A 23,455-nucleotide genomic window follows, 5' to 3' on the forward strand; every position below is an offset into this window, starting at 1 on the left:
TCTCAGACGTTGAAGCCGAGGGCGCGGAGCTGGTCGCGGCCGTCGTCGGTGATCTTCTCGGGGCCCCACGGCGGCATCCAGACCCAGTTGATCCGGAAGTCGTTGACCAGGCCGTCCAGGGACATCCGGGTCTGGTCCTCGATCACGTCGGTCAGCGGGCAGGCCGCGGACGTCAGGGTCATGTCGATGATCGCGGTGTTGCTGTCGTCCACGGTGACGCCGTAGATCAGGCCGAGGTCGACGACGTTGATCCCGAGCTCGGGGTCGACGACGTCCTTGAGCGCCTCGGTGACGTCCTCGACGGCGACCGGAGAGGTACCAGCCGGCTGCGCGGCGGCCTCGAGGTCGACCTCGGGCAGCTCGATCTTCTCGTCGGTCTGGTCAGACATTGCTGGCTCCTTCTTTCTTCGCGAGTGCCTGAGCGGTCGCGTCCCGCCAGGCTGACCAGCCCAGCAGTGCGCACTTCACCCGGGCCGGGAACTGCGCGACACCCGCGAAGGCGACGCCGTCTTCCAGAACCTCTTCGTCCGGTTCGACATTCCCCCGGCCCTGCATCAGTTCCAGGAACTTCTCGTACGTCGCCATGCCCTCGGCGACCGGCTTGCCGATCACCAGGTCGCTCATCACCGAGGTGGCCGCCTGGCTGATCGAGCAGCCGACGCTGTTGTGCGTCACGCCCGTCACGGTGTCCCCGTCGAGCTCGACGCGCAGCGTGACCTCGTCCCCGCAGGACGGGTTCACGTGGTGCACCTCCACGTCGTACGGGTCCGACAGCCCCGCGTGGTGCGGGCTCCGGTAGTGATCCAGGATGATCTCTTGGTACAGGCTGTCGAGCTGCATATCAGTCCACCTTGAAGAATGACCGGACGAAGCCGAGCCCGTCGACGAGCGCGTCGATCTCGGCGGGAGTCGTGTACAGGTAGAAAGACGCTCTGGTCGACGATTGCATTCCGAACCGCTCGTGCACCGGCCGCGCGCAGTGGTGCCCGGCCCGTACTGCGATGCCGCGGGTGTCCAGCACCGTCGACACATCGTGCGGGTGCACACCGTCCAGCTCGAAGCTGATCGCTCCACCGCGGTCCGCGATGTCGGTCGGCCCCAGGATCTTCAGCCCCGGCACCGTCTGCAACCCTTCCAGTGCGTACGCCGTGATGGCCTGCTCGTGCGCCGCGACCTTCTCCATCCCGATGCCGGCCAGGTAGTCGAGCGCTGCGCCGAGTCCGACGGCCTGCGCGATCGGCGGCGTACCGGCCTCGAAGCGAGCCGGCGGCGGCGCATAGGTCGAGCCGGTCATCCGGACGACCTCGATCATCTCGCCACCACCGAGGAACGGCGGCAACGAGGCGAGCAAGTCGTACCGGCCCCAGAGCACGCCGATACCGGTCGGCCCAACAGCCTTGTGGCCGGTGAACGCGAGCAGGTCCGCACCGAGCGTCGAGACGTCGACCGGGAACTGCGGCACCGCCTGCGAAGCGTCGACCACGACCGTCGCGCCGACCGCGTGGGCCTTGGCGGCGATCTCGGTGACCGGGTTGATCGTCCCGAGCGCGTTCGACACCCAGGTAAGCGAGACGACCTTGGTGTGCTCGTTGATCAGCTCCTCGATGTTGCTGAGGTCGAGCCGGCCCTCCTCGGTGACGCCGAACCAGCGCAGCGTCGCGCCGGTCCGCTCACAGGCGAGCTGCCACGGGACGATGTTGCTGTGGTGCTCCATCTCCGTGATGAGCACCTCGTCCCCCGGCATCAGCGACGCGCCGAGCGTGTGCGCGGCCAGGTTGAGCGCCTCGGAGGCGTTCTTGGTGAAGACGATCTCGTCCCGGTTGGTCGCGCCGATGAAGGCCGCCACCTTGTCCCGGCCGCCCTCGTACGCCGCGGTCGCCTCGGCACCGAGCTGGTGCATGGCGCGGGCCACGTTGGCGTTGTGGATCAGGTAGTGATCCTCGATCGCCTTCACGACCTGGCGCGGCTTCTGCGAGGAGTTCGCCGAGTCGAGGTAGACCAGCGGATAACCGCCGGCCAGCTCACGAGACAGGATGGGGAAGTCCGCCCGGACCGATTGCACGTCCAAAGGACTCGAAAATGGAGTCAGCGGACTGCTGAAGGTCCGCCGCGGAGCGGTGGTCATGCCTTGGCGCCTGTTTTCAGGAAGCGCTCGTAGCCGTTCGCCTCGAGCTCGTCGGCGAGCTCGGCGCCGCCCTCTTCGGCGACCTTGCCGTCGACGAAGACGTGCACGAAGTCCGGCGTGATGTAGCGCAGGATCCGGGTGTAGTGGGTGATCAGCAGAACGCCCTTGTCACCCTTCTCCGCGAACCGGTTGACGCCGGTGGAGACGATCTTCAGCGCGTCGATGTCGAGGCCGGAGTCGGTCTCGTCGAGGATCGCGATCTTCGGGTCGAGCAGCTCGAGCTGGACGATCTCGTGCCGCTTCTTCTCACCACCGGAGAAGCCCTCGTTCACGTTCCGGGTGCCGAAGTCGGGGTCCATGTCCAGGTCGGCCAGGGCCTTGTTGACGTCCTTGACCCAGGTCCGCAGCTTCGGCGCCTCGCCGTCGATCGCGGTCTTGGCGGTGCGCAGGAAGTTCGACACCGACACACCGGGGACCTCGACCGGGTACTGCATGGCCAGGAAGAGGCCGGCCCGGGCGCGCTCGTCGACGGCCATGTCCAGCACGTCCTCGCCGTCCAGCGTCACGGTGCCGCTGGTGACGTTGTACTTCGGGTGGCCGGCGATCGAGTACGCCAGCGTGGACTTGCCGGAACCGTTCGGGCCCATGATCGCGTGCGTCTGACCACCGGCGATGGTCAGGTCGACGCCGCGCAGGATCTCCTTCGGGCCGTTCTCGGTGTCGACCGACACGTGCAGGTCGCGGATCTCGAGTGTCGCCATGGGTTTCTTCTATCTCCGTCTTTGCTAGGAAGCCTGGTTCAGGGGGTTTTTGACATCGACCAGCAGATCGTCGCCGTCGACGCGGACCGGGTAGACCGGGACCGGGTCGTAGGCCGGCAGGCTGAGCGGTTCGCCGGTCTTCAGGCTGAACCGCGAGCCGTGCAGCCAGCACTCGATCTCGCAGTTGCCGACGTCGCCCTCGGACAGCTGGATCTGCGCGTGCGAGCACTCGTCGCGGACGGCGAAGTACTGGCCCTCGCTCTTCACGACGGCCACCTCCACCCCGCCGACCTCGGCGGCGACGACCCCTTCGTCGGGAACGTCGGCCACCGCGCACGCGCGTTCGAACGAATCGCTCATGCTCAGGCCTTGGCCGCCGCGCTCAGCTCAGCCGCCCGGGCCAGCTTCTGCTCGATCACGTCGTGCAGGTGCTCGGTCACCTCGGGCACGCCGATCCGGCCGATGATGTCGTTGAAGAAGCCGGACACCACCAGTCGCCGGGCCTCGTCCTCGGGGATGCCGCGGGCCTGCAGGTAGAACAGCTGCTCGTCGTCGAACCGGCCGGTCGCCGAGGCGTGCCCGGCACCCTCGATCTCGCCGGTCTCGATCTCCAGGTTCGGCACCGAGTCGGCGCGGGCGCCGTCGGTGAGCACCAGGTTCCGGTTCAGCTCGAAGGTGTTGGTGCCCTCGGCCGCGGCCCGGATCAGCACGTCGCCGATCCACACCGAGCGGGCCCGGTCGCCGGCCAGCGCGCCCTTGTAGAGCACGTTCGACTTGCAGTTGATCGCCTCGTGGTCGACGAACAGCCGGTTCTCGTGGTGCTGGTCGGTCTCCGCGAAGTACACGCCGAGCAGTTCGGCGTCACCACCCGGACCGGCGTACCGGACGTTGGTGGACAGCCGGACGATCTTGCCGCCGAGCGTGACGGCGACGTGGTTGAGCTTCGCGTCGCGGCCGATCACGGCGTCGTGCTGGCCGATGTGGATCGACTCGTTGTCGCTCTGCTGGATCGACACGACCCGCAGCTCGGCGCCGTCGCCGACGACGATCTCGACGTTGCCGGCGTACTCCCCGCTGCCGGTGTGGTCGATGATCACGGTCGCCCGGCTGTGCCGGCCGGCCTCGATCACCAGGTGGCCGAAGCCGCGGCCGCCGAGGCTGGCGACGTTCACGTGCACCGGCTCGGACAGCTCGGCCTCGACCGGGATCCGGACGGCGTGCGTCTGGCCGGCCTGGTTCCAGGCGACGGCGGCGATCCGGTCCTGCGGGGTGAGCGCCTTGACGGCGTCGGCCGCGATGCCTTCGAGGACGACGCCCTCGGGGCCGTGGCCGTCGATCTTCGGGGTCTCGGTGCCGGCCTCGTCGGCGAACAGCGCCTTGAGGGCCTTGACCGGGGTGAAGCGCCACTCCTCTTCACGGCCGTTCGGCACCGGGAAGTCGGCCACGTCGTACGACGTGGTCCGCTCGCTCCGGGCCTGCAACGGCACCGGGGAGCCCGGTCCGTGGGAGTGCGCCTGGTTACCGGTCGCAACCAGGGTTTCGGTGGCTGACATCAGCCGACGGCCCCTTCCATCTGCAGCTCGATCAGTCGGTTCAGTTCCAGCGCGTACTCCATCGGGAGCTCGCGGGCGATCGGCTCGATGAAGCCGCGGACGATCATCGCCATCGCCTCGTCCTCGGCCATCCCGCGGCTCATCAGGTAGAAGAGCTGGTCATCGCTGACCTTGGAGACGGTCGCCTCGTGCCCCATCGCGACGTCGTCCTCGCGGACGTCGACGTACGGGTAGGTGTCGGAGCGGCTGATCGTGTCGATCAGCAGCGCGTCGCAGCGCACCGTGGACTTGCTGTGGTGCGCGCCCGGCGCCACCTCGACCAGACCCCGGTACGACGTCCGGCCACCGCCGCGGGCGACCGACTTCGAGATGATCGAGCTGGACGTGTACGGCGCGTTGTGGACCATCTTGGAGCCGGCGTCCTGGTGCTGGCCCTCGCCGGCGAACGCGATCGACAGCGTCTCGCCCTTGGCGTGCTCGCCCATCAGGTACACGGCCGGGTACTTCATCGTCACCTTGGAACCGATGTTGCCGTCGATCCACTCCATCGTCGCGCCCTCTTCACAGGTGGCGCGCTTGGTGACCAGGTTGTAGACGTTGTTCGACCAGTTCTGGATCGTCGTGTAGCGGCAGCGGGCGCCCTTCTTCACGATGATCTCGACCACGGCCGAGTGCAGCGAGTCCGACTTGTAGATCGGCGCCGTACAGCCCTCGACGTAGTGAACGTAGGCGTCCTCGTCGACGATGATCAGGGTCCGCTCGAACTGGCCCATGTTCTCGGTGTTGATCCGGAAGTAGGCCTGCAGCGGGATGTCCACCTTGACGCCCTTGGGCACGTAGATGAACGAGCCGCCGGACCAGACCGCCGTGTTCAGCGCGGCGAACTTGTTGTCGCCGACCGGGATGACCGAGCCGAAGTACTCCTGGAAAAGCTCCGGGTGCTCGCGCAGGCCGGTGTCGGTGTCCATGAAGATGACGCCCTGGGCCTCCAGGTCCTCGCGGATCTGGTGGTAGACGACCTCGGACTCGTACTGAGCGGCGACGCCGGCCACCAGGCGCTGCTTCTCCGCCTCGGGGATGCCGAGCCGGTCGTAGGTGTTCTTGATGTCCTCGGGCAGCTCTTCCCAGCTGGTGGCCTGCTTCTCCGTCGAGCGGACGAAGTACTTGATGTTGTCGAAGTCGATCCCGGACAGATCGGCGCCCCACGACGGCATCGGCTTGCGGTCGAAGAGCTTCAGGCCCTTCATCCGCAGGTCCAGCATCCACTCCGGCTCGTTCTTCAGCGTGGAGATGCCCCGCACCACATCGGCGCTGAGGCCGCGCTTGGCGATGGAACCGGCAGCGTCACTGTCGGACCAGCCGAACTTGTACGTGCCGAGCCCTTCGAGCTCGGGGTGAGCGGTTTGCGTCATCGAGTGGTCCTCGCAGATTCGCTGTCGGATACAGGGGAAACCGATGCCGGGGCACCGGGAATGTGCGTCGTGCAGACACCGTCGCCGTGGGCGATGGTGGCCAGTCGCTGGACGTGCCGGCCGAGGAGTCTCGAGAACACCTCGGTCTCGGCCTCGCACAGCTGGGGGAACTGCTCGGCCACGTGCGCGACCGGGCAGTGGTGCTGGCAAAGCTGCTCGCCGGCACCGGCCTGCATGGTCGAGGCGGCATAACCATCCGCGGTGAGCGCCTCGGCCAGCACCTGCGCCTTGTCACTCTCGGGAGCGGCCGCCAGCAGCTCCCGGTACCGCGTTTCCACGTCGGCCACCCGCTGCCGGGCGAACTCCACGACGGCCTCGTCGCCACCGGACTCCGCGATGAAGCGGAGCGCGGTCGCGGCCAGGTCGTCGTAGGCCTGGTGGAAGTCGTGCCGGCCGGTGTCGGTCAGCACGAAGACCTTGGCGGGACGGCCACGGCCACGGGGGCCGTAGACACGCTCCTCGCGGCTCTCGACCAGGCCCGCTTCGAGCAGGTGGTCGAGGTGCCGGCGGACCGCCGCCGGGGTCAGTTCGAGTCTTTCGGCCAGCACCGCGGCGCTGGACGGCCCGTTGGTCAGGATCGAGCGGGCGACCCGGTCCCGGGTGGACTCGTCCCGCGCGACAGCGGTGCCCACCGGGGCCGTGCTGGTCTGCGCGGAAGTTTTCACAACATCAGTGTCACCTAATTGCCGGAGCCCTTCAAATAAGGCTGCCCTAACCGGTTCACACCGCCGCGCCTGCCACTTGGGGTGACCGTGAGCAGCGTCACGTCAAGGCGTTTACTACGCTGCACTTGTGCCAGTCGCGGTGGAGATCGACAACCTCGTCGTCCGGTACGGCGAGAAGGCCGCTGTCGACGGGCTCAGTCTCACCGTAACCGGCGGAACAGTGACGTCCGTGCTCGGCCCCAACGGAGCCGGCAAGACGACCACGGTGGAGAGCTGCGAAGGCTTCCGCCGGCCGGACTCGGGTCAGGTCCGGGTGCTCGGGCTGGACCCGATCGCCGACCATGACGAGCTGATGCCCCGGATCGGCGTGATGCTGCAGGAGGGCGGCTCCTGGTCGGGAGTCCGCGCGCTGGAGATGCTCCGGTACGTCGCTTCGCTGCACAGCCATCCATTGGAGTTGCCGGCCTTGGTCGAGCGACTCGATCTGGGTACTTGTGGGCGTACGCCGTACCGGCGGTTGTCCGGTGGGCAGAAGCAGCGGTTGTCGCTGGCGATGGCGATCGTCGGGCGGCCGGAGATCGTGTTCCTCGACGAGCCGACGACCGGGCTGGACCCGCACGGGCGCCGGGAGATCTGGCAGCTGATCCGGGATCTGCGCGACGACGGCGTCACTGTGGTGCTGACCACGCATGCGATGGACGAGGCGGAGCAACTGTCCGACCAGGTGCATGTGGTGTCGGCCGGCAAAGTGATCGCCTCCGGCAGTCCCGACGCACTGACCGAGCACGGCGCCAAGTCGCTCGAAGACGTCTACCTGGCGCTGACGGCCCGGGAGAGCAAGTGAGCACTACGTCGGGAGAGCAAGTGGCTACTACCTACGTCCCGCATCCCGGTTCCGCCCCCTGGCCACGCAAGGTCTATTCGCATGCGGTGATGGAGTTCCGGCTGCTGCTGCGCAACGGAGAGCAACTGCTGCTCGCTCTGGTGATCCCGCTGGGGTTACTGCTGCTCCTGGGCGGTACTGGTCTGGGTGACCGGCTCCCGCTCGGCGACGGGCCGGCGGTGGACCTCGCAGTACCGCGGGTGCTTGCACTGGCCGTGTTGTCGACGTCGTTCACGTCACTGGCCATCGCTACTGGGTTCGAGCGGCGGTACGGCGTCATCAAGCGACTGGGCGCCTCTCCCCTGTCTCGCACTGGACTGCTGGCCGGGAAGATCGGGTCGGTCCTGGCGATCCAGGTGATCCAGCTGACAGTGCTGGTCATCGCAGGGTTCGCCCTGGGCTGGAAGCCGGTTGGTGGGGCTACTGCCGTCTTCGGCGTCGGACTGATGGTGCTGTGCGGTACTGCGGCCTTCGCCTCACTTGGGTTGCTCATGGCCGGCGTACTGCGAGCTGAGGCGACTCTGGCTGCCGCGAATCTCCTGTACCTGCTGCTGTTGGTCGGCGGCGCGATCATGACGCCGGTCGACGAGTACCCGGAGAGCATGCAGAGCGTAGTACGGCTGCTGCCGAGCGCTGCGCTGGCCAATGGGCTGGCGAACTCCACCCTGGAAGGCGTTGTGCCGTGGGCCGCCGCACTGTCCCTGGCCTTGTGGGCGGCGGTGCTCGGATACCTGGTGTCCCGGACCTTCCGGTGGGACTGAGCAAGGCCTTCTCTAGAGTGTGCCGGTGACCACGGAAGCGCCCACCCACCCGACCGAGCCCGTCAGCGGATTCTGGCGACTGGTACCAGAGCCGAGTCTGGACGTCGTCCGCCGCTGGGGCTGGACCTCGGTGATCGTCAACATCGGCATCGTGGTGACCGGCGGACTGGTCCGGCTGACCGGCTCCGGACTGGGCTGCCCGACCTGGCCGTCCTGCACCGACGAGTCGTACGTCCCGCACAGCGCGCTCGGGTACCACGGCGCGATCGAGTTCGGGAACCGGATGCTCGGGTTCGTGGTCGCGGCGGTCGCGATCTGTACCTGGCTCGTGGTGATGCGGTACCGGCCCCGGCGTACCGACCTGCGCCGGCTCGCGACGGCGGCCGCGCTGGGTGTCCCGCTGCAGGCCGTGATCGGTGGGATCAGCGTGCTCACCGGGCTGAACCCGTGGATCGTGTCGGCGCATTTCCTGGTGTCGCCGATCATCATCACGCTGACCGTGGCGATGATGCGGCGATCTCGCACGAGCCCTTATCCGCACACTCCCCCGGTGGTCCGCGCGCTCGCAACCGCTTCTGTGGTGTGCGTCTGGCTGACCGTTGCCCTCGGCACCGTTGTCACCGGCGCCGGGCCGCACTCCGGTGATCCGGAGACGGGCCGGAACGGCTTCGACCCGGAGATCATCAGCCAGCTGCACTCCGACAGCGTGTTCGCCCTGCTGGGCGTGTCCATCGCTCTGGTGATCGCGACCCGGGTGACCGCGACCTCCCGCACCCTGCGCAAGCTCGCTGCCTGGTTGCTGGCGGTCGAGCTGCTACAGGGTGCGGTCGGCTTCACTCAGTACTTCACCGGCCTGCCGTGGGGTCTGGTACTGGTCCACATGTTCATGGCCGGCCTGCTGATCGCTCTGGTCACCGCGGTGTACGGCGAACGCGGAACGCCTGCTACTTAACCCGGTAAACGGCGCCAGGACCGAAGAGCGGCGACGAGACGAACACGTCGCCCCACCTGTTGATCGCCGCGCCGGCCGGCAGGACGAGCTTGCCCTTGGCAAGTTCTCGCTTGTAGCCGGCCTTGTGGTGCCGACCCTGGTACTGCAGGTAGAGCGAGCCGATCACGGGTTCGGTGCTCGGGCCTTCGGCGGCCAGCCAGGTCTTCTTGGCCAGCTCGACGACCGCGATCGTGCCGTGCGGACCGCCGGCCAGGTCGACGATCGACGTGTAGCCGTCGGCGTACCGCTTGCAGTTGCCCTTGTTCGGCTTCAGCGGGTCACAGACCGCGCCCACTGAACCCGGCTTGATCCGCCAGATCTCCGACGTCCCCGCCGTCGCAGGGAAGCCACGCAGCTCGCCCACGTAGTAGTAGCCGTCAGATCCCACTGTCACCGACGTTGCGACCGCCTCAGCCGGCATCAGCTGACCACCGAACTCAGCCGGTGCCTTGACGACCCGCGGCTTCAGTCTCGCGACCGTCTTGATCTTCCCGTTCGGCCAGACCCGCAACAGGTCGTTGCCCGCGGCATCACTCACCAGCACCGTCCCGTCGCGCAACGTGGCCACCCCGAACGGATTCGACTCCGTCGGCTCGTCGGCCAGGTTGTACGGATCCGGGTCGTGCGCCTGGTACTTCGCAATATCAGCCACCTTGACCGGCGCCTTCCCCGGCCGCAGCCTGAACAAGGTCGCGCTACCTGGCGGGAGCGGCTGCCCCGGCTCTCCTCCAGCACCGGTCAGCGCGTACGTCCGCCCCCACCGATCCGTATCGATCGCCGGCGGGAAGCCACCCGGCACGGTACCGAGCTTCCTGATCCCCTTGTTGGTCCCGTAGCCCCAGGCCTCGTACACCGACCCATCGCCCACGCTGTAAACGATCTTGGCCCCGTTGGCCGCCACGCCCCGCGGCCCATTCAGGCCGGTAACCACCGGCTTCAAACTGCTGTGCCCCGCAGTACCGTCCGCCTGCCCGGCCACCAACACCGTCCCAACCAACGCCACCGCGGATACCGCCGCTATTCGTGCTGTTCTACTCCGCACAGTGCCCCCTACATTCCCCGTCCCCCCAGCGTGGAGCCGCCCCCCACGGACCCTTCATGGCAACACCGCTCGCCGCTCAGGTCAACGGGACAACCCCCAGCCACCACCCGCACACCGAGGGCACATAGGCCGACCAGGCAACCACTTCTGCCCCATCGGGCAGTTCGCATACGCAGCACCTGGTACTTCCGTGAGGCCGGTGTGGTTGCGTGGTGCTGTGCTGAGGGACTGTGGTTCGCGGGCTCCCGCGGAGAGGTCTGAGCCAAGGGGTACTTGGGCAAGGCGGGTCGTGTTGCGAGGTGAGGCGGCACGGCGGCTGGATTTGGTTGCTGAGGGCAACGGGCGGCCGTGGGCGCATACACAACTCGGCGGGCAAACGTTTACCTCGGCGTGTCGGGTGGTTCCCGGGAGTTGTGCATGCGTGTCGGTCCGGGGCAGGGTGGTTGGGGAGAGCCGTATCGGGCAGGTTGCTCCTGTCACATGGCCCGAATGGGCTGATGACAACCCTGCAGGAGTCTCCGTGCCGTTCCCGGGCCGGATGACGGGCGCGCCGGGCCTTGGTGGCCGGCCCGTCGTTCATTTGTGGCCGGTCTTCTCAGCGGCTCCGAGATAGCTGCGTCCTTCCCTGGTCGTGGTGGTGTGTGTCAAGGGTCGAACTTGTTCGATCCCGAAGGGACGCCGATGGCGCCCTTGATGCACACCACCACGACCAGGACACTCAAGCAGCCCGGCGACGCGATCCACAGCCCCATGGACTGGGAGGCATGGTTGGCAGGGTGCCCAGTGATGCGATCCAGGGTCTCTTGGGGTCGGAGGCGTGGTTGGTGGGGTGCCCCGCGACGCCATCCACAGTCCCTTGGACTGGGAGGCGTGGTTGGCGGGTTGCCCGGCGACGCGATCCACAGTCCCTCACCATTGGCAACCCCGCATCCACACCGGCGGGAGGGCTTCGGCGTACTAGCGCAGCAGCGGGTCGATGGCTGCGGCTATGAAGAGGAGCGCCAGGTAGATGTTGGAGAAGTGGAACAGGCGCATCGGGCGGAGGGCTGCTCCGTCGGCGCCGGTGTTGGCTCGGGCTAGGAGGGCGAAGGCTTCGCGGAGGAAGACGACGCCCAGGGCAACGGCTGCGAGCGGGTAGACCCAGCCGGTGCCGCCGACCGGCCAGAGGGCGATCGAGGTGATCACCATGACGATCGAGTAGACGAGGATCTGCCGGGCCGTCTGGACCGCAGTGGCGACTACCGGGAGCATCGGGACGTCTACCGAGGCGTAGTCCTCGCGGTAGCGCATCGCCAGCGCCCACGTGTGCGGCGGAGTCCAGAAGAAGACGACACCGAAGAGAACCAGCGGCGTCCAGGCGAGCGAGCCGGTGACGGACGTCCAGCCGATCAGGGTCGGGAAGCAGCCCGCGATCCCGCCCCAGACGATGTTCTGGACCGTCCGCCGCTTCAGCACCATCGTGTACCCGAAGACGTAGAAGGCGTTCGCCGCCAGCGCGAGCAGCGACGACAGCCAGTTGACCAGCAGGCCGAGCTCGATCGTCGCCAGGATCCCCAGGACGATGCCGAAGACGGTCGCCGAGCGCGGGCTGACCGCGTGCCGGGGCAGCGGGCGGCGGCGGGTACGGCGCATCTGCTCGTCGATGTCGCGGTCGAGCACGCAGTTGATCGTGTTCGCGCTACCGGCGGCCAGGATCCCGCCGACCAGGGTGGCGGCGACGACGCCCAGCCCGGGGACTCCCCCGGCGGCCAGGAACATCACCGGAACCGTGGTGATCAGCAGGAGCTCGATGATGCGCGGCTTGGTCAGACCGACGTACGCCTTGATCACGTCGCGTACCGACGGACCGGATACCTCGAGGGCTGGGTCCAACGGAAGCGGCGCCGGGTACGACGTCGTCGCGGCTGGACGCGGGTCGACGGCCGTCACGAACACCTCGAACTGAGTGGGTTGACGCCGGGGACCGGCGCTGACGGTTCGACAGTCTACGACGCCCCGTAGGAGTCCTTTGCACCCACCCGCACCGGGGTGTCGCCGACCCGCCGCGGACAGTCCGCCGGACAACCGTGGCGCCGTAGTAACGCGCCCGTCGGACAGCGGTAATCCAGCTGTGGAATAAGAGGCGTGGACACCGTCGAGAGGGGTACCGATGTGATCTGCCAGACGCCCCGGGCCGCGGGGGAACAACGACGGGCCGGTCCCGGTTGCGGAGGTATGAAGGGCTCGGGACGACTGGGCGAGTAGGCTCGCTCACGGTAACGCGAGGGGGCGCGACGGCGTGGGACGCAAGCGTCCGGCCGGATCCTCGAGCGTCAGTGTCTGCAGTGTCAGCAGCTATCGAGAGGAGCGCCGCCGGCGTGACGGAGAAGACCAGCCCCAAGCTTGACTGGACCGAGCTCGACAAGCGCGCGGTCGACACCGTGCGGGTCCTCGCGCTGGACGCCGTGGAAAAGGTCGGCAACGGCCACCCCGGTACGGCGATGAGCCTCGCCCCTGCGGCCTACCTCCTGTTCCAGAAGGTGATGCGGCACAACCCCGCCGACCCGCACTGGGCCGGACGCGACCGTTTCGTGCTGTCGGCCGGGCACTCCAGCCTGACCCTCTACATCCAGCTCTACCTGGCCGGTTTCGGCCTGGAGCTCGACGACCTGAAGTCGCTCCGTACCTGGGGCAGCGCGACTCCTGGCCACCCGGAGTACAGCCACACCCCCGGCGTCGAGACCACCACCGGTCCGCTGGGCCAGGGCGTCGGCAACGCGGTCGGGATGGCGATGGCGGCCCGCCGTGAGCGCGGTCTGCTCGACCCGGACACGGCCAAGGGCGACAGTCTCTTCGACCACCGGGTGTACGTGATCGCCTCCGACGGCGACCTGGAGGAGGGTGTCTCCTCCGAGGCCTCGTCCCTCGCGGGCCACCAGCAGCTCGGCAACCTCACGGTCATCTACGACGCCAACAAGATCTCCATCGAGGACGACACGAACATCGCGTTCTCCGAGGACGTCGCCGCCCGCTACGCGGCCTACGGCTGGGATGTCCACGACGTCGACTGGACCAACGGCGGCACGGGCTACGAGGAAGACGTCCAGGCCCTGTACGACGCGATCGAGGCGGGCCACGCGGTCACCGACAAGCCCACCTTCATCCGGCTGCACACGATCATCGGCTGGCCGGCCCCGAACGCCCAGAACACCGGCAAGATCCACGGCTCGGCCGCGGGTGCCGCCGAGGTCGCCGCGACCAAGACGGTGCTCGGCTTCGACCCGGAGAAGTCTTTCGACGTCGCCGACGACGTGATCGCCCACACCCGCGAGGCGCTCGACCGCGGCAAGGCGCTGCAGGCCGAGTGGACCACGAAGTACGACGCGTGGCGGCAGGCCTCCCCCGAGCAGGCCGCCCTGTTCGACCGGCTGGACAAGCACGAACTGACCCCTGGCTGGAAGGACGCGCTGCCGACCTGGGAGGCCGACGCGAAGGGTGTCGCCACCCGGGCCGCATCCGGCGAGGTGCTGACGAAGCTCGCGCCGGCGCTGCCCGAGCTGTGGGGCGGTTCGGCCGACCTGTCCGGCTCCAACAACACGACTCCGAAGGGCCAGCCGTCGTTCATCCCGGCTGAGCACGCCACCAAGGAGTTCCAGGGCAACGAGTACGGCCGGGTCCTGCACTTCGGCATCCGCGAGCACGGCATGGGCTCGATCCTGAACGGCATCGCGCTGCACGGCGGCACCCGTCCGTACGGTGGCACGTTCCTGGTGTTCAGCGACTACATGCGCCCGGCGGTCCGGCTGGCCGCGCTGATGAAGCTGCCGGTGACGTACGTGTGGACGCACGACTCGATCGGCCTCGGCGAGGACGGCCCGACCCACCAGCCGGTGGAGCACCTGGCCGCTCTGCGCGCGATCCCGGGCCTGGACGTGGTCCGCCCGGCCGACGCGAACGAGACGGCCGCCGCCTGGGCGACCATCCTCGAGCACACCGACCGCCCGGCCGGCCTGGTGCTGACCCGGCAGAACGTGCCCACGTACCCGCGCGGTACCGACGGCTACGCGACCACGGAGAACGTGCACAAGGGCGGGTACACGCTGCTCGACACGGACGGTACGCCCGACGTGATCCTGATCGGCACCGGCTCGGAGGTCCAGCTGGCCGTCGAGGCGAGCAAGACGCTGGCCGCCGAGGGCATCAAGGCCCGCGTCGTGTCGCTGGTGTCGCGCGAGTGGTTCGACGAGCAGGACGACGAGTACCGCAACTCGGTCATCCCGGTCGGCGTGCGGGCCCGCGTGTCGGTCGAGGCCGGCATCAAGCTCGGCTGGCGCGAGCTGGTCGGCGACGCCGGGCGCAGTGTCAGCCTGGAGCACTACGGCGCTTCGGCCGACTACAAGAAGTTGTACACGGAGTTCGGCATCACGGCCGAAGCCGTCGTGCAGGCAGCAAAGGACAGCATCGCCGCGGCAGCCGAGCTCGGTGGCAGCGGTGTACCGGCAGGACGTGCCGCGGCTGGGCCAGTGGGTCCGGCAGACACCTACGCCGCCAACTAAGCAACGACAAAATTCGGAGGCTTCGGACATGACCGATCGTTTGAAAGACCTCGCCGACGCCGGCGTTTCCATCTGGCTCGACGACCTGTCCCGGCAGCGGCTGACCAGCGGCAGCCTGGCGAACCTGATCCACGACCAGCACGTCAGCGGGGTGACCACCAACCCGACCATCTTCGCCAAGGCGATCTCGGACGCGAACGCGTACGCCGAGCAGGTCCACCGGCTCGCGGCCGAGGGCGTCTCGACCGACGAAGCGATCCGGGTGATCACCACCTCGGACGTCCGCGACGCCGCCGACCTGTTCAAGCCCGTCTACGACGACACCGACGGCGTCGACGGCCGGGTCTCGATCGAGGTCGAGCCGGGCTTCGCCCGCGACACCGCGAAGACCGTCACCCAGGCCAAGGAGCTGTGGGCGACCGTCGGCCGGGAGAACGTCTTCGTCAAGATCCCGGCGACCAAGGAAGGCATCCCGGCGATCACCGAGACGCTGGCGAACGGGATCAGCGTGAACGTGACGCTGATCTTCTCCCTCGAGCGCTACAAGGCGGTCGTGGACGCGTTCCTGAGCGGCGTCGAGAAGGCGATCGACAACGGCCACGACGTCACGAAGCTGGCCAGCGTGGCCTCCTTCTTCGTCAGCCGGGTCGACACCGAGATCGACAAGCGACTCGATGCCATCGGCACCGATGAGGCGAAGGCTCTGAAGGGCAAGGCCGCCATCGCCAACGCCCGGCTCGCCTACGAGGTGTTCGAAGAGGTTTTCGCGACCGACCGCTGGCGCGAGATCGAGACCGCCGGCGCCAAGGTGCAGCGGCCGCTCTGGGCCTCCACGGGCGTGAAGGACCCGGCGTACAAGGACACCCTGTACGTCGAGGAGCTGGTGGTCGGCAACGTCGTCAACACGATGCCGCAGGCAACGATGGACGCCTTCGCCGACCACGGCGAGGTCCGTGGTGACACGGTCACCGGCGACTACGACGGGGACCGCAAGGTGATCGCGGATCTCGAGAAGCTCGGCATCTCGTACGACGAGGTCGTGCAGCTGCTCGAGGACGAGGGCGTCAGCAAGTTCGACGTGTCCTGGACCGAGCTGCAGAACAGCGTCACCGAGTCGCTGAAGGCGGCCGCCAAGTGACCGAGCCGGCTGTCTCCACTGCCAACGGCGAATGGGCCGAGACGATCGACCGGCTGGTGTCGGAGAAGATCGCCTCCCGGATCGCCGCGAAGGACGCCACCATCTGGGGTCCGGACGCCGAGTCCGAGTCCGCGATCCGGCTGAACTGGGTCGACCTGCACGACACCTCGCGGCCGCTGCTGGCCGAGATCGAGGCGCTGCAGGCCGACCTGCGGGCCGAGGGCCTGGACCGGATCGTGCTGGCCGGCATGGGCGGTTCGTCCCTGGCCCCCGAGGTGATCACCCGTACTGCGGGTGTCGAGCTCGTGGTCCTCGACTCGACCAACCCGAGCGTCATCGCCCGGGCGCTGGCCGGTGACCTGCAGCGCACCGTGATCGTGGTGTCGAGCAAGTCCGGCGGCACCGTCGAGACCGACAGCCAGCGGCGCGTGTTCGTCAAGGCGTTCACCGACGCCGGCATCGACGCGGCCTCGCGGGTCATCGTCGTGACCGACCCGGGCTCGCCGTTCGAGAAGCTGGCGGCCGACGAGGGCTACCGCAAGACCTTCTTCGCGGATCCGAACGTCGGCGGCCGGTACAGCGCGCTGACCGCGTTCGGTCTCGTCCCCTCGGCTCTCGCCGGGGCCGACGTGGCCGAGCTGCTGGACCAGGCCGCTGAGGCGGCTCCTGCGCTCCAGGCCGACTCCGTCGACAACCCGGCCCTCGTGCTGGGCGCAGTACTGGCTGCCAGCGGTGGCCGGGACAAGGCGATCGTGGCCGCTGAAGGCTCCGACATCGTCGGGTTCCCGGACTGGGCCGAGCAGCTGATCGCGGAGAGCACCGGCAAGCTCGGCAAGGGCGTCCTGCCGGTCGCGGTGAAGGGTGTCCACGCGCCTGAGCTCAACAGCGACTGGTCGGACATCGTCCACGCGCTGCTGGCCGACAAGCCGAACAGCGGCGTACCGACTGCTCTGACGTCGGGTTCGCTCGGTGGGCAGTTCCTGCTGTGGGAGACGGCGACTGCGGTCGCTGGGTACCTGCTCGGGATCAACCCGTTCGACCAGCCGGACGTCGAGAGCGCCAAGAAGGCCGCTCGCGGTCTGCTCGACGCTCAGCCGGAGCCGGAGGCCGCGGCCTTCACCGACGGCGCGATCGAGGTCCGTGGCACGGACGGCCTGCTCGACGGTGTCGACACCGTCTCCGGTGCACTCGACTCGCTGCTGGGTCAGCTCGGCGAGGACGGGTACGTCGCCGTCATGGCCTACCTGGACTCGGCACGGGATGAGAAGCTGCACGCGATCCGGCCCGCCCTGGCGAGCAAGACGCAGCGTCCGGTCACCTTCGGCTGGGGTCCGCGCTTCCTGCACTCCACCGGCCAGTACCACAAGGGCGGCCACCCGCAGGGTGTCTTCCTGCAGATCACCACCTCGGAGTCGTCCGACGTGGAGATCCCGGACCGTCCGTTCACCTTCGGCGTCCTCATCTCGGCCCAGGCCGCGGGCGACGCCGGCGTACTGGCCGACCGCGGCCGGCCCGTACTACGGCTGCACCTCACCGATCCCGCCGCCGGTGTCGAGCAGCTGATCTCTCTCCTCAACGCACCTGACAAATCGGAGGCAAGCGGCGCATGACCGCAGATTTCGACGAGGAGTCGACCGGACCGGTGAACCCGCTGCGGGATCCCCAGGACCGGCGGCTCCCGAGGATCGCCGGGCCTTGCAGCCTGGTGATCTTCGGCGTCACCGGTGACCTGGCCCGCAAGAAGCTGATGCCGGCGGTGTACGACCTGGCGAACCGGGGCCTGTTGCCGCCCGGCTTCGCCCTGGTCGGCTTCGCCCGCCGCGACTTCACCAACCAGGACTTCGCCCAGATCGTGCACGACTCGGTGAAGGAGCACGCCCGGACCCCCTTCCGTGAGGAGGTCTGGCAGCAGCTCGCCGAGGGCTTCCGGTTCGTCCCCGGCGACCTGACCGACGACGAGGCGTTCAAGCGGCTCAAGGAGACGGTCGACGAGCTCGACGTCAACCGCGGTACGGGTGGCAACCACGCGTTCTACCTGTCCATCCCACCGGGTCTCTTCCCGCAGGTCGTGCAGCAGCTGAACGAGCACGGGCTGACCAAGGAGACGCCGGGATCGTGGCGGCGGGTGGTGATCGAGAAGCCGTTCGGGCACGACCTGAAGAGTGCTCGTGAGCTGAACCAGGTGGTCGAGTCGGTCTTCCCGCCCGAGGCGGTCTTCCGGATCGACCACTACCTGGGCAAGGAGACCGTCCAGAACATGCTGGCGCTGCGGTTCGCCAACGCCATGTTCGAGCCGGTCTGGAACAGCCACTACGTCGACCACGTGCAGATCACGATGGCCGAGGACATCGGCATCGGTGGCCGCGCCGGGTACTACGACGGCATCGGCGCCGCCCGGGACGTGATCCAGAACCACCTGCTCCAGCTGCTCGCACTGATCGCGATGGAGGAGCCAGTCTCCTTCGACGCGTGGTCGCTGCGGCAGGAGAAGAAGAAGGTGCTCGCGGCGGTCAAGCTGCCCGAGGACCTCAGCCTGCACACCGCACGTGGCCAGTACGCCGCCGGCTGGGCCGGTGGTACGAAGGTCAAGGACTACCTGCAGGAAGACGGCATCCCGAAGGACTCCGCGACCGAGACCTTCGCCGCGTTGCGGGTGGATGTGGACACCCGGCGCTGGGCCGGCGTCCCGTTCTACCTGCGGACCGGCAAGCGGCTCGGCCGCCGCGTCACCGAGGTGGCCGTGATGTTCAAGCGCGCGCCGCACCTGCCGTTCACCAAGACGGAGACCGAGGAACTCGGCCAGAACGCCCTGGTGATGCGGATCCAGCCGGACGAGGGCATCACGATGCGGTTCGGCGCCAAGGTGCCCGGCACGATGATGGAGATCCGGGACGTTAACATGGACTTCGCGTACGGCGGCTCCTTCACCGAGTCGTCGCCGGAGGCCTACGAGCGGCTGATCCTGGACGTGCTGCTCGGCGACCCGCCGCTGTTCCCGCAGCACACCGAGGTGGAGCTGGGCTGGAAGATCCTCGACCCGGTGATCAACTACTGGGCCGAGCACGGCAAGCCCGAGCAGTACGAGTCGGGCGCCTGGGGCCCGTCGTCCGCCCACGAGATGCTCGCCCGCGACGGACGCGCTTGGAGGCGGCCATGATCATCGACCTCACCAACACGACGTCCAGCGAGATCGCGTCCGCACTGCTGCGGGCCCGCCGCAACGCCGGTTCGCCGGCGATGGGCATGGTCGGCACCATCGTCGTGGTCGTCGACGAGGCTTCTCACCACGACGCGATGAAGGCCGCGAACGAGGCCGGCCGCGAGCACCCTTCGCGAGTTCTCGTCGCGATACTGCGTCCGGGTCGGGGCGCGGGCGGGCTGGATGCCGAAGTACGGGTCGGCGAAGGCATTCCTGGCGAGGCGGTGCTGCTTCGGCTGCACGGCGAGCTCGCCAAGGTGCCCGAGTCGGTCATCACGCCGCTGTTGCTGCCCGACTCCCCCGTCATCGTCTGGTGGCCGGGTGGCGGGCCGAAGGTGCCGCACGAGGACCCGCTGGGTGCGCTGGGCCGTCGCCGGGTGACCGACGCGGCTGCTGGTCGACGGGCTGCCGTGGACTTCCCGGCGCGTGCCGAGGGTTATGCACCGGGCGACACGGACTTCGCGTGGTCGCGGCTGACGCCGTGGCGTGCGCTGATGGCTGCTGCGCTCGACCAGTACCCGACGAAGGTGTCGGGAGCTGAGGTGGTGTCGGCCAAGGGCAACGCGTCGGCGGATTTGATGGCGGCTTGGCTGCAATGCCGTCTCGGCGTACCGGTGGAGCAGCGGAACTCGCGAGGGCCGGGCATTACCGCAGTACGGATGTTCACGCCGGCCGGGCCGATCGCGTTGACGCGGCCGGACGGCGCGGTGGCGACGTTCAGCATCCCTGGTCAGCCTGACCGGCCGGTGGCGCTGAAGCGGCGGAACACGTCCGAGTTGCTGAGCGAGGAGCTGCGGCGGCTGGACCCGGACGACGTGTACGCGCAGACGCTGGCGTGCATGGTCAAGCGGGAGAACATGCCGGAGTCGGCCAAGATCGTCAGCGAGGCCGATCGCCGGTCCGCGCAGACGGCGGCCGAGAAGGCAGCGCACCGTACTGCGACCACCGCGAAGACTGCATCGCCTGAGCTCGAGGCGCACGCGGCCGGTAGCCGGAAGACGGCACCGAAGCGGCCCGCGGCGAAGAAGGCAGCTGCCAACAAGGCAGTGGTCCGGAAGGCGAGCGCTGCGGCGAAGTCGGCACGGAAGTCGGTGGCGGCCAAGAAGACGGCGCCCGCGAAGACCGCGGCGGCTGCGAAGAAGACCACCGCCAGCAAGGCGACGGCCAAGAAGTCGACGGCGAAGAAGAGCACGAGCAAGAGGGTGGCAGGACGGTCATGACTAAACCGTCGATCCTGATCAACCGCGACGCCGAGGGCCTGGCCCACGCCGTCGCGGCCAGGCTGATCACCAAGCTGGTCGACGCGCAGAGCAACGGCGGGGTCGCGCAGGTCGTACTGACCGGCGGCCGCGTCGCTGCGGTGGTCTACAAGGCCGTCGCGGAGTCTCCGGCCCGTACTGCGATCGACTGGGGCCGGGTCGAGTTCTGGTGGGGTGACGAGCGCTTCCTGCCCGAGGGCGACCCGGAGCGCAACGACACCCAGGCGTGGGACGCGCTGCTGTCCCACGTGCCGGTCGACAAGGCGCTGGTGCACCCGATGCCCGCCGACACCGGCCAAGGCGCTGAGGCGGCCGCTGCGGCGTACGCCGAGACGCTGGCAGCCGCTGCCGGCCCGCGGGACGGCGCGGTCGACGACGCGGGCGATGGACCCGCCTTTGGGGACGGTGTACCGGCGTTCGACGTACTGATGCTCGGCGTCGGGCCGGACGGGCACGTCGCGTCCCTGTTCCCGGAGAACCCGGCTCGGGTCGTCGTGGACAGCTCGACGGTCGCGGTGTTCGACTCCCCCAAGCCGCCGCCTGTGCGGGTCTCACTGACCTTCCCGGCGCTGGCAAACGCGCGGGAGACCTGGTTCGTCGTGTCTGGCGAGGACAAGGCGGACGCGGTCGCCGATGCTCTCTCCGGCAGCAGCGATCTGCCTGCAGCGATCCCCCAAGGTATCGACCGCACGCTGTGGCTGATCGACGAGGCCGCCGCCTCGAAGTTGTGATTGGTTCGCCGGTGGCCGAACAGTCCGAATGGCACGATGGCTGTCATGACGACCTTGCGAGAGCTGCATGAAGCGACCACCGGATTTGTGATGCCGAACGCGTGGGATGCCGGCAGCGCCGTGCTGCTGGTGGAGGCCGGCTTCCCCGCGATCGCGACCACGAGTGCGGGCATCGCCTTCTCGCTCGCGAAGGGTGACCACACGCTGCCTGACGGGGCGAAGGCGGTCTCCCGCGAGCAGATGTTCGAGCGCATCCAGCAGATCGTCGCGGCTTCCGGCGTACCGGTGAGCGGTGACCTGGAAGACGGCTACGGCGAAAGCCCCGAGCGGGTGGCCGAAACGATCACCCTCGCCCGGGAGGCAGGCCTGGCCGGCGGCAACATCGAGGACTACGACGGCCACACCCTGTACGCCGAACAGCTCTCCGTCGACCGAATCGTCGCCGCCCGCGAGGCCGCCGGCCCCGACTTCGTCCTGACCGCCCGCACCGACGGCCAGCTCCTGGCATCACCCACCACGCTGGCCGACTCGATCCGCAGGGCCAACCTCTACCGCGAAGCCGGCGCCGACTGCCTCTACGTCCCCGGCGTCAACGACCTCGACTCCATCACCACCCTCGTCAAGGAGATCGACGCCCCGATCAACGTCGTGATCGGCCTGGGCACCAGCACCCTCACCACCCACGCCCTACTCGCCGCGGGCGTCACCCGGATCAGCCTCGGCGGCAGCATCGCCCGAGCCGCCCTGGCGTTCATCCGCTCAGCCGCAAACGAACTCCAGACCGCCGGCACGATCACCTTCACCGCCAACCAGATCCCCCAAGCCGAACTCAACCAACTCTTCGGCTCGCTGTAGCTGTCCGGACGAAAGAGTCAGCGCCCGGGCTGTCTGGTGACAGGCCGGGCGCTGCTCGAGGTGCTGAGATCAGAAGATGATCTCGCCGCGGGCGCGGCGGGCGCGCAGCTTCTGCAGGGCTTCGTCGAGGATCTCGGCGGCCTCCTGCTCGCTGCGGCGCTCCTTCACGTACGCGAGGTGTGTCTTGTACGGCTCGATCTTGGTGGGGGGCGGCGGGTTGTTGACGTCGGTGCTGGTCGGCAGACCGCACCTCGGACAATCCCAGGCCTCTGGTACGGCCGCCTCCACCGCGAACACCGTCGCGGTCTCGTGCCCGTTGGCACAGAAGAAGACGACCCGCTGGCGGGGCGCGGTGTCGCCGCGCTCCGCCTCGCCCATCGGTCCGGCACCTACCCGGCTGCCACGAATAGCACTGCCACCACCAGCCACGGGAGCTACTCCCCTCTCAGCCGAGCTTGTACAGCAGGCCGAGCCCGACGATGGCGGCGAACCAGATCAGGCCGACGCCGATCGTGATCCGGTCGAGGTTCCGTTCGGCCACCGACGACCCGCCCAGGCTGGACGAGACGCCGCCGCCGAACAGGTCGGAAAGGCCACCACCGCGGCCTTTGTGCAGCAGCACGAGCAGCGTGAGGATCAGGCTGCAGATGACGACGACGATCGAGAAAGCGAGAATCACGAGGAGTAGCCTAACTGAAGGTCCAGGTAACGGCAGATACCGGCGAACTCGTCCACCTTGAGGCTTGCTCCACCCACCAGGCAGCCGTCGACATCCGGCTGGGCCATGATGCCACCTGCACTGGCCATCTTCACCGACCCCCCGTAAAGAATCCGTACCGAGTCGGCCACTGCCGGTGAAATCTCCTCCAGCCGGCCCCGGATCGCGGCACAGACCTCCTGCGCGTCCTCGGGGGTGGCGACCTCGCCGGTACCGATCGCCCAGACCGGTTCGTAGGCGATCACGATCTTGCGGACGTCGTCCGGCTTCAGCCCGGCGATCGCGCCGTCGACCTGGCCGAGGCAGTGCTCGACGTGGCCGTCGGCCTTGCGGACCTCGAGCCCCTCGCCGACGCAGACGATCGGGGTGATCCCGGCCGCGAGCGCCTTGGTGGCCTTGGCGTTCACGGTCGCGTCGTCCTCACCGTGGTACTGCCGCCGCTCGGAGTGACCCGCCAGCACGTAGGTCACGCCGAGCTTCGACAGCATCGCCGCCGAGATCTCGCCGGTGTACGCGCCGTCGTCGTGCACGGAGATGTCCTGCGCACCGTAGACGATCTTCATCCGGTCACCGTCGACCAGCGTCTGCACGCTGCGGATGTCGGTGAACGGCGGCAGCACGGCCACCTCGACCCGCTCGAAGTCGTGCTTCTTGTCCTGCAGCGTCCAGCTCAGCTTCTGCAGCAGGTGCACGGCCTCGACGTGGTTGACATTCATCTTCCAGTTGCCCGCCATCAGCGGCGTACGGGCAGCTTTGTCAGCCATAGG

23 protein-coding genes are annotated in these 23,455 nt (G+C 68.4%); 10 read left to right on the forward strand and 13 right to left on the reverse strand.

The annotated features are described in order from the left end of the window. Positions 1–2: 2 nt before the first annotated feature. Genes AB0M15_RS25590 through AB0M15_RS25625 form a run of 8 tightly spaced genes read right to left on the reverse strand, consistent with a single transcriptional unit; the run spans position 3 to position 6,543 of the window. Positions 3–389, reverse strand: coding sequence for a metal-sulfur cluster assembly factor (locus AB0M15_RS25590; protein WP_343972345.1), 387 nt, complete (start codon positions 387–389; stop codon positions 3–5). After that, positions 382–840, reverse strand: coding sequence for a Fe-S cluster assembly sulfur transfer protein SufU (sufU, locus tag AB0M15_RS25595; RefSeq protein WP_363823930.1), 459 nt, complete (start codon positions 838–840; stop codon positions 382–384). The genes AB0M15_RS25590 and sufU overlap by 8 nt, the downstream gene beginning before the upstream one ends. Before the next feature lies 1 nt (position 841). Further along, on the reverse strand, positions 842–2,125 hold the full coding sequence (locus AB0M15_RS25600) for a cysteine desulfurase (RefSeq protein ID WP_363823931.1): 1,284 nt from the start codon (positions 2,123–2,125) through the stop codon (positions 842–844). Then, positions 2,122–2,886, reverse strand: a complete 765-nt coding sequence (sufC, locus tag AB0M15_RS25605; protein WP_363823933.1) for a Fe-S cluster assembly ATPase SufC — start codon at positions 2,884–2,886, stop codon at positions 2,122–2,124. Before sufC ends, AB0M15_RS25600 begins: the two co-directional genes overlap by 4 nt. Before the next feature lie 24 nt (positions 2,887–2,910). Then, on the reverse strand, positions 2,911–3,246 hold the full coding sequence (locus AB0M15_RS25610) for a non-heme iron oxygenase ferredoxin subunit (protein WP_363823936.1): 336 nt from the start codon (positions 3,244–3,246) through the stop codon (positions 2,911–2,913). Between the two features lie 2 nt (positions 3,247–3,248). Next, positions 3,249–4,439: a Fe-S cluster assembly protein SufD gene (gene sufD, locus AB0M15_RS25615; RefSeq protein WP_363823938.1), complete on the reverse strand. Its 1,191-nt coding sequence runs from the start codon at positions 4,437–4,439 to the stop codon at positions 3,249–3,251. Next, complete coding sequence (gene sufB / locus AB0M15_RS25620; RefSeq protein WP_328324179.1) at positions 4,439–5,851, reverse strand: Fe-S cluster assembly protein SufB; 1,413 nt, start codon at positions 5,849–5,851, stop codon at positions 4,439–4,441. The genes sufD and sufB overlap by 1 nt, the downstream gene beginning before the upstream one ends. Next, the gene (locus AB0M15_RS25625; RefSeq protein ID WP_363824402.1) at positions 5,848–6,543 is read right to left on the reverse strand and encodes a metalloregulator ArsR/SmtB family transcription factor; all 696 of its coding nucleotides are present in this window, start codon (positions 6,541–6,543) and stop codon (positions 5,848–5,850) included. Before AB0M15_RS25625 ends, sufB begins: the two co-directional genes overlap by 4 nt. Before the next feature lie 160 nt (positions 6,544–6,703). Here AB0M15_RS25625 and AB0M15_RS25630 point away from each other — a divergent pair, with 160 nt between their 5' ends. The 3 genes from AB0M15_RS25630 to AB0M15_RS25640 are packed head-to-tail and all read left to right on the forward strand — an operon-like array spanning position 6,704 to position 9,172. Next, positions 6,704–7,420: an ABC transporter ATP-binding protein gene (locus AB0M15_RS25630; RefSeq protein WP_363823939.1), complete on the forward strand. Its 717-nt coding sequence runs from the start codon at positions 6,704–6,706 to the stop codon at positions 7,418–7,420. Between the two features lie 20 nt (positions 7,421–7,440). Further along, positions 7,441–8,220, forward strand: a complete 780-nt coding sequence (locus tag AB0M15_RS25635) for an ABC transporter permease (protein ID WP_363823940.1) — start codon at positions 7,441–7,443, stop codon at positions 8,218–8,220. A 25-nt stretch (positions 8,221–8,245) separates the two neighbouring features. Next, the gene (locus tag AB0M15_RS25640; RefSeq protein ID WP_363823941.1) at positions 8,246–9,172 is read left to right on the forward strand and encodes a COX15/CtaA family protein; all 927 of its coding nucleotides are present in this window, start codon (positions 8,246–8,248) and stop codon (positions 9,170–9,172) included. Here the strand turns inward: AB0M15_RS25640 and AB0M15_RS25645 are convergent. Beyond that, on the reverse strand, positions 9,165–10,214 hold the full coding sequence (locus tag AB0M15_RS25645; RefSeq protein WP_363823943.1) for a ScyD/ScyE family protein: 1,050 nt from the start codon (positions 10,212–10,214) through the stop codon (positions 9,165–9,167). The genes AB0M15_RS25640 and AB0M15_RS25645 overlap by 8 nt on opposite strands. Before the next feature lie 996 nt (positions 10,215–11,210). Further along, a complete protein-coding gene (locus AB0M15_RS25650; RefSeq protein ID WP_363824403.1) occupies positions 11,211–12,125 on the reverse strand; it encodes a heme o synthase in 915 nt (304 codons plus the stop codon). Positions 12,126–12,610: 485 nt separating this feature from the next. Between AB0M15_RS25650 and tkt the strand changes: the two genes are divergently transcribed. From tkt to AB0M15_RS25685, 7 genes are read left to right on the forward strand one after another with little or no spacing between them, the layout of a single operon-like run. Further along, a complete protein-coding gene (gene tkt, locus AB0M15_RS25655; RefSeq protein ID WP_363823944.1) occupies positions 12,611–14,788 on the forward strand; it encodes a transketolase in 2,178 nt (725 codons plus the stop codon). A 28-nt stretch (positions 14,789–14,816) separates the two neighbouring features. Next, positions 14,817–15,926, forward strand: a complete 1,110-nt coding sequence (gene tal / locus AB0M15_RS25660) for a transaldolase (RefSeq protein WP_363823945.1) — start codon at positions 14,817–14,819, stop codon at positions 15,924–15,926. Beyond that, on the forward strand, positions 15,923–17,536 hold the full coding sequence (locus AB0M15_RS25665; RefSeq protein WP_363823947.1) for a glucose-6-phosphate isomerase: 1,614 nt from the start codon (positions 15,923–15,925) through the stop codon (positions 17,534–17,536). The genes tal and AB0M15_RS25665 overlap by 4 nt, the downstream gene beginning before the upstream one ends. After that, on the forward strand, positions 17,533–19,083 hold the full coding sequence (gene zwf, locus AB0M15_RS25670; protein ID WP_363823949.1) for a glucose-6-phosphate dehydrogenase: 1,551 nt from the start codon (positions 17,533–17,535) through the stop codon (positions 19,081–19,083). Before AB0M15_RS25665 ends, zwf begins: the two co-directional genes overlap by 4 nt. Next, positions 19,080–20,345 (forward strand): glucose-6-phosphate dehydrogenase assembly protein OpcA, encoded by a 1,266-nt coding sequence (locus tag AB0M15_RS25675; RefSeq protein WP_363823951.1) that lies wholly within the window; start codon positions 19,080–19,082, stop codon positions 20,343–20,345. The genes zwf and AB0M15_RS25675 overlap by 4 nt, the downstream gene beginning before the upstream one ends. After that, on the forward strand, positions 20,342–21,115 hold the full coding sequence (pgl, locus tag AB0M15_RS25680; RefSeq protein WP_363823952.1) for a 6-phosphogluconolactonase: 774 nt from the start codon (positions 20,342–20,344) through the stop codon (positions 21,113–21,115). Before AB0M15_RS25675 ends, pgl begins: the two co-directional genes overlap by 4 nt. A 45-nt stretch (positions 21,116–21,160) precedes the next feature. After that, positions 21,161–21,970, forward strand: a complete 810-nt coding sequence (locus AB0M15_RS25685; protein ID WP_363823954.1) for an isocitrate lyase/phosphoenolpyruvate mutase family protein — start codon at positions 21,161–21,163, stop codon at positions 21,968–21,970. Between the two features lie 69 nt (positions 21,971–22,039). On the opposite strand, the gene AB0M15_RS25690 is transcribed toward AB0M15_RS25685, so the two are convergent. The 3 genes from AB0M15_RS25690 to tpiA are packed head-to-tail and all read right to left on the reverse strand — an operon-like array spanning position 22,040 to position 23,452. Further along, a complete protein-coding gene (locus tag AB0M15_RS25690; RefSeq protein WP_026162441.1) occupies positions 22,040–22,399 on the reverse strand; it encodes an RNA polymerase-binding protein RbpA in 360 nt (119 codons plus the stop codon). Positions 22,400–22,415: 16 nt separating this feature from the next. Continuing rightward, the gene (gene secG / locus AB0M15_RS25695) at positions 22,416–22,649 is read right to left on the reverse strand and encodes a preprotein translocase subunit SecG (RefSeq protein ID WP_328324205.1); all 234 of its coding nucleotides are present in this window, start codon (positions 22,647–22,649) and stop codon (positions 22,416–22,418) included. Then, complete coding sequence (tpiA, locus tag AB0M15_RS25700) at positions 22,646–23,452, reverse strand: triose-phosphate isomerase (protein ID WP_363823955.1); 807 nt, start codon at positions 23,450–23,452, stop codon at positions 22,646–22,648. Before tpiA ends, secG begins: the two co-directional genes overlap by 4 nt. Positions 23,453–23,455: the final 3 nt, after the last annotated feature.

This window comes from Kribbella sp. NPDC051718 (assembly GCF_040681515.1).
Lineage (GTDB): Bacteria > Actinomycetota > Actinomycetes > Propionibacteriales > Kribbellaceae > Kribbella.

Excerpts from the sequence above, each read along its gene's own strand:
- AB0M15_RS25590 (WP_343972345.1), bottom strand. The coding sequence starts at position 389 with ATGTCTGACCAGACCGACGAGAAGATCGAGCTGCCCGAGGTCGACCTC.
- sufU (WP_363823930.1), bottom strand. The coding sequence starts at position 840 with ATGCAGCTCGACAGCCTGTACCAAGAGATCATCCTGGATCACTACCGG.
- AB0M15_RS25600 (WP_363823931.1), bottom strand. The coding sequence starts at position 2,125 with ATGACCACCGCTCCGCGGCGGACCTTCAGCAGTCCGCTGACTCCATTT.
- sufC (WP_363823933.1), bottom strand. The coding sequence starts at position 2,886 with ATGGCGACACTCGAGATCCGCGACCTGCACGTGTCGGTCGACACCGAG.
- AB0M15_RS25610 (WP_363823936.1), bottom strand. The coding sequence starts at position 3,246 with ATGAGCGATTCGTTCGAACGCGCGTGCGCGGTGGCCGACGTTCCCGAC.
- sufD (WP_363823938.1), bottom strand. The coding sequence starts at position 4,439 with ATGTCAGCCACCGAAACCCTGGTTGCGACCGGTAACCAGGCGCACTCC.
- sufB (WP_328324179.1), bottom strand. The coding sequence starts at position 5,851 with ATGACGCAAACCGCTCACCCCGAGCTCGAAGGGCTCGGCACGTACAAG.
- tal (WP_363823945.1), top strand. The coding sequence starts at position 14,817 with ATGACCGATCGTTTGAAAGACCTCGCCGACGCCGGCGTTTCCATCTGG.
- zwf (WP_363823949.1), top strand. The coding sequence starts at position 17,533 with ATGACCGCAGATTTCGACGAGGAGTCGACCGGACCGGTGAACCCGCTG.
- AB0M15_RS25675 (WP_363823951.1), top strand. The coding sequence starts at position 19,080 with ATGATCATCGACCTCACCAACACGACGTCCAGCGAGATCGCGTCCGCA.
- pgl (WP_363823952.1), top strand. The coding sequence starts at position 20,342 with ATGACTAAACCGTCGATCCTGATCAACCGCGACGCCGAGGGCCTGGCC.
- AB0M15_RS25685 (WP_363823954.1), top strand. The coding sequence starts at position 21,161 with ATGACGACCTTGCGAGAGCTGCATGAAGCGACCACCGGATTTGTGATG.
- tpiA (WP_363823955.1), bottom strand. The coding sequence starts at position 23,452 with ATGGCTGACAAAGCTGCCCGTACGCCGCTGATGGCGGGCAACTGGAAG.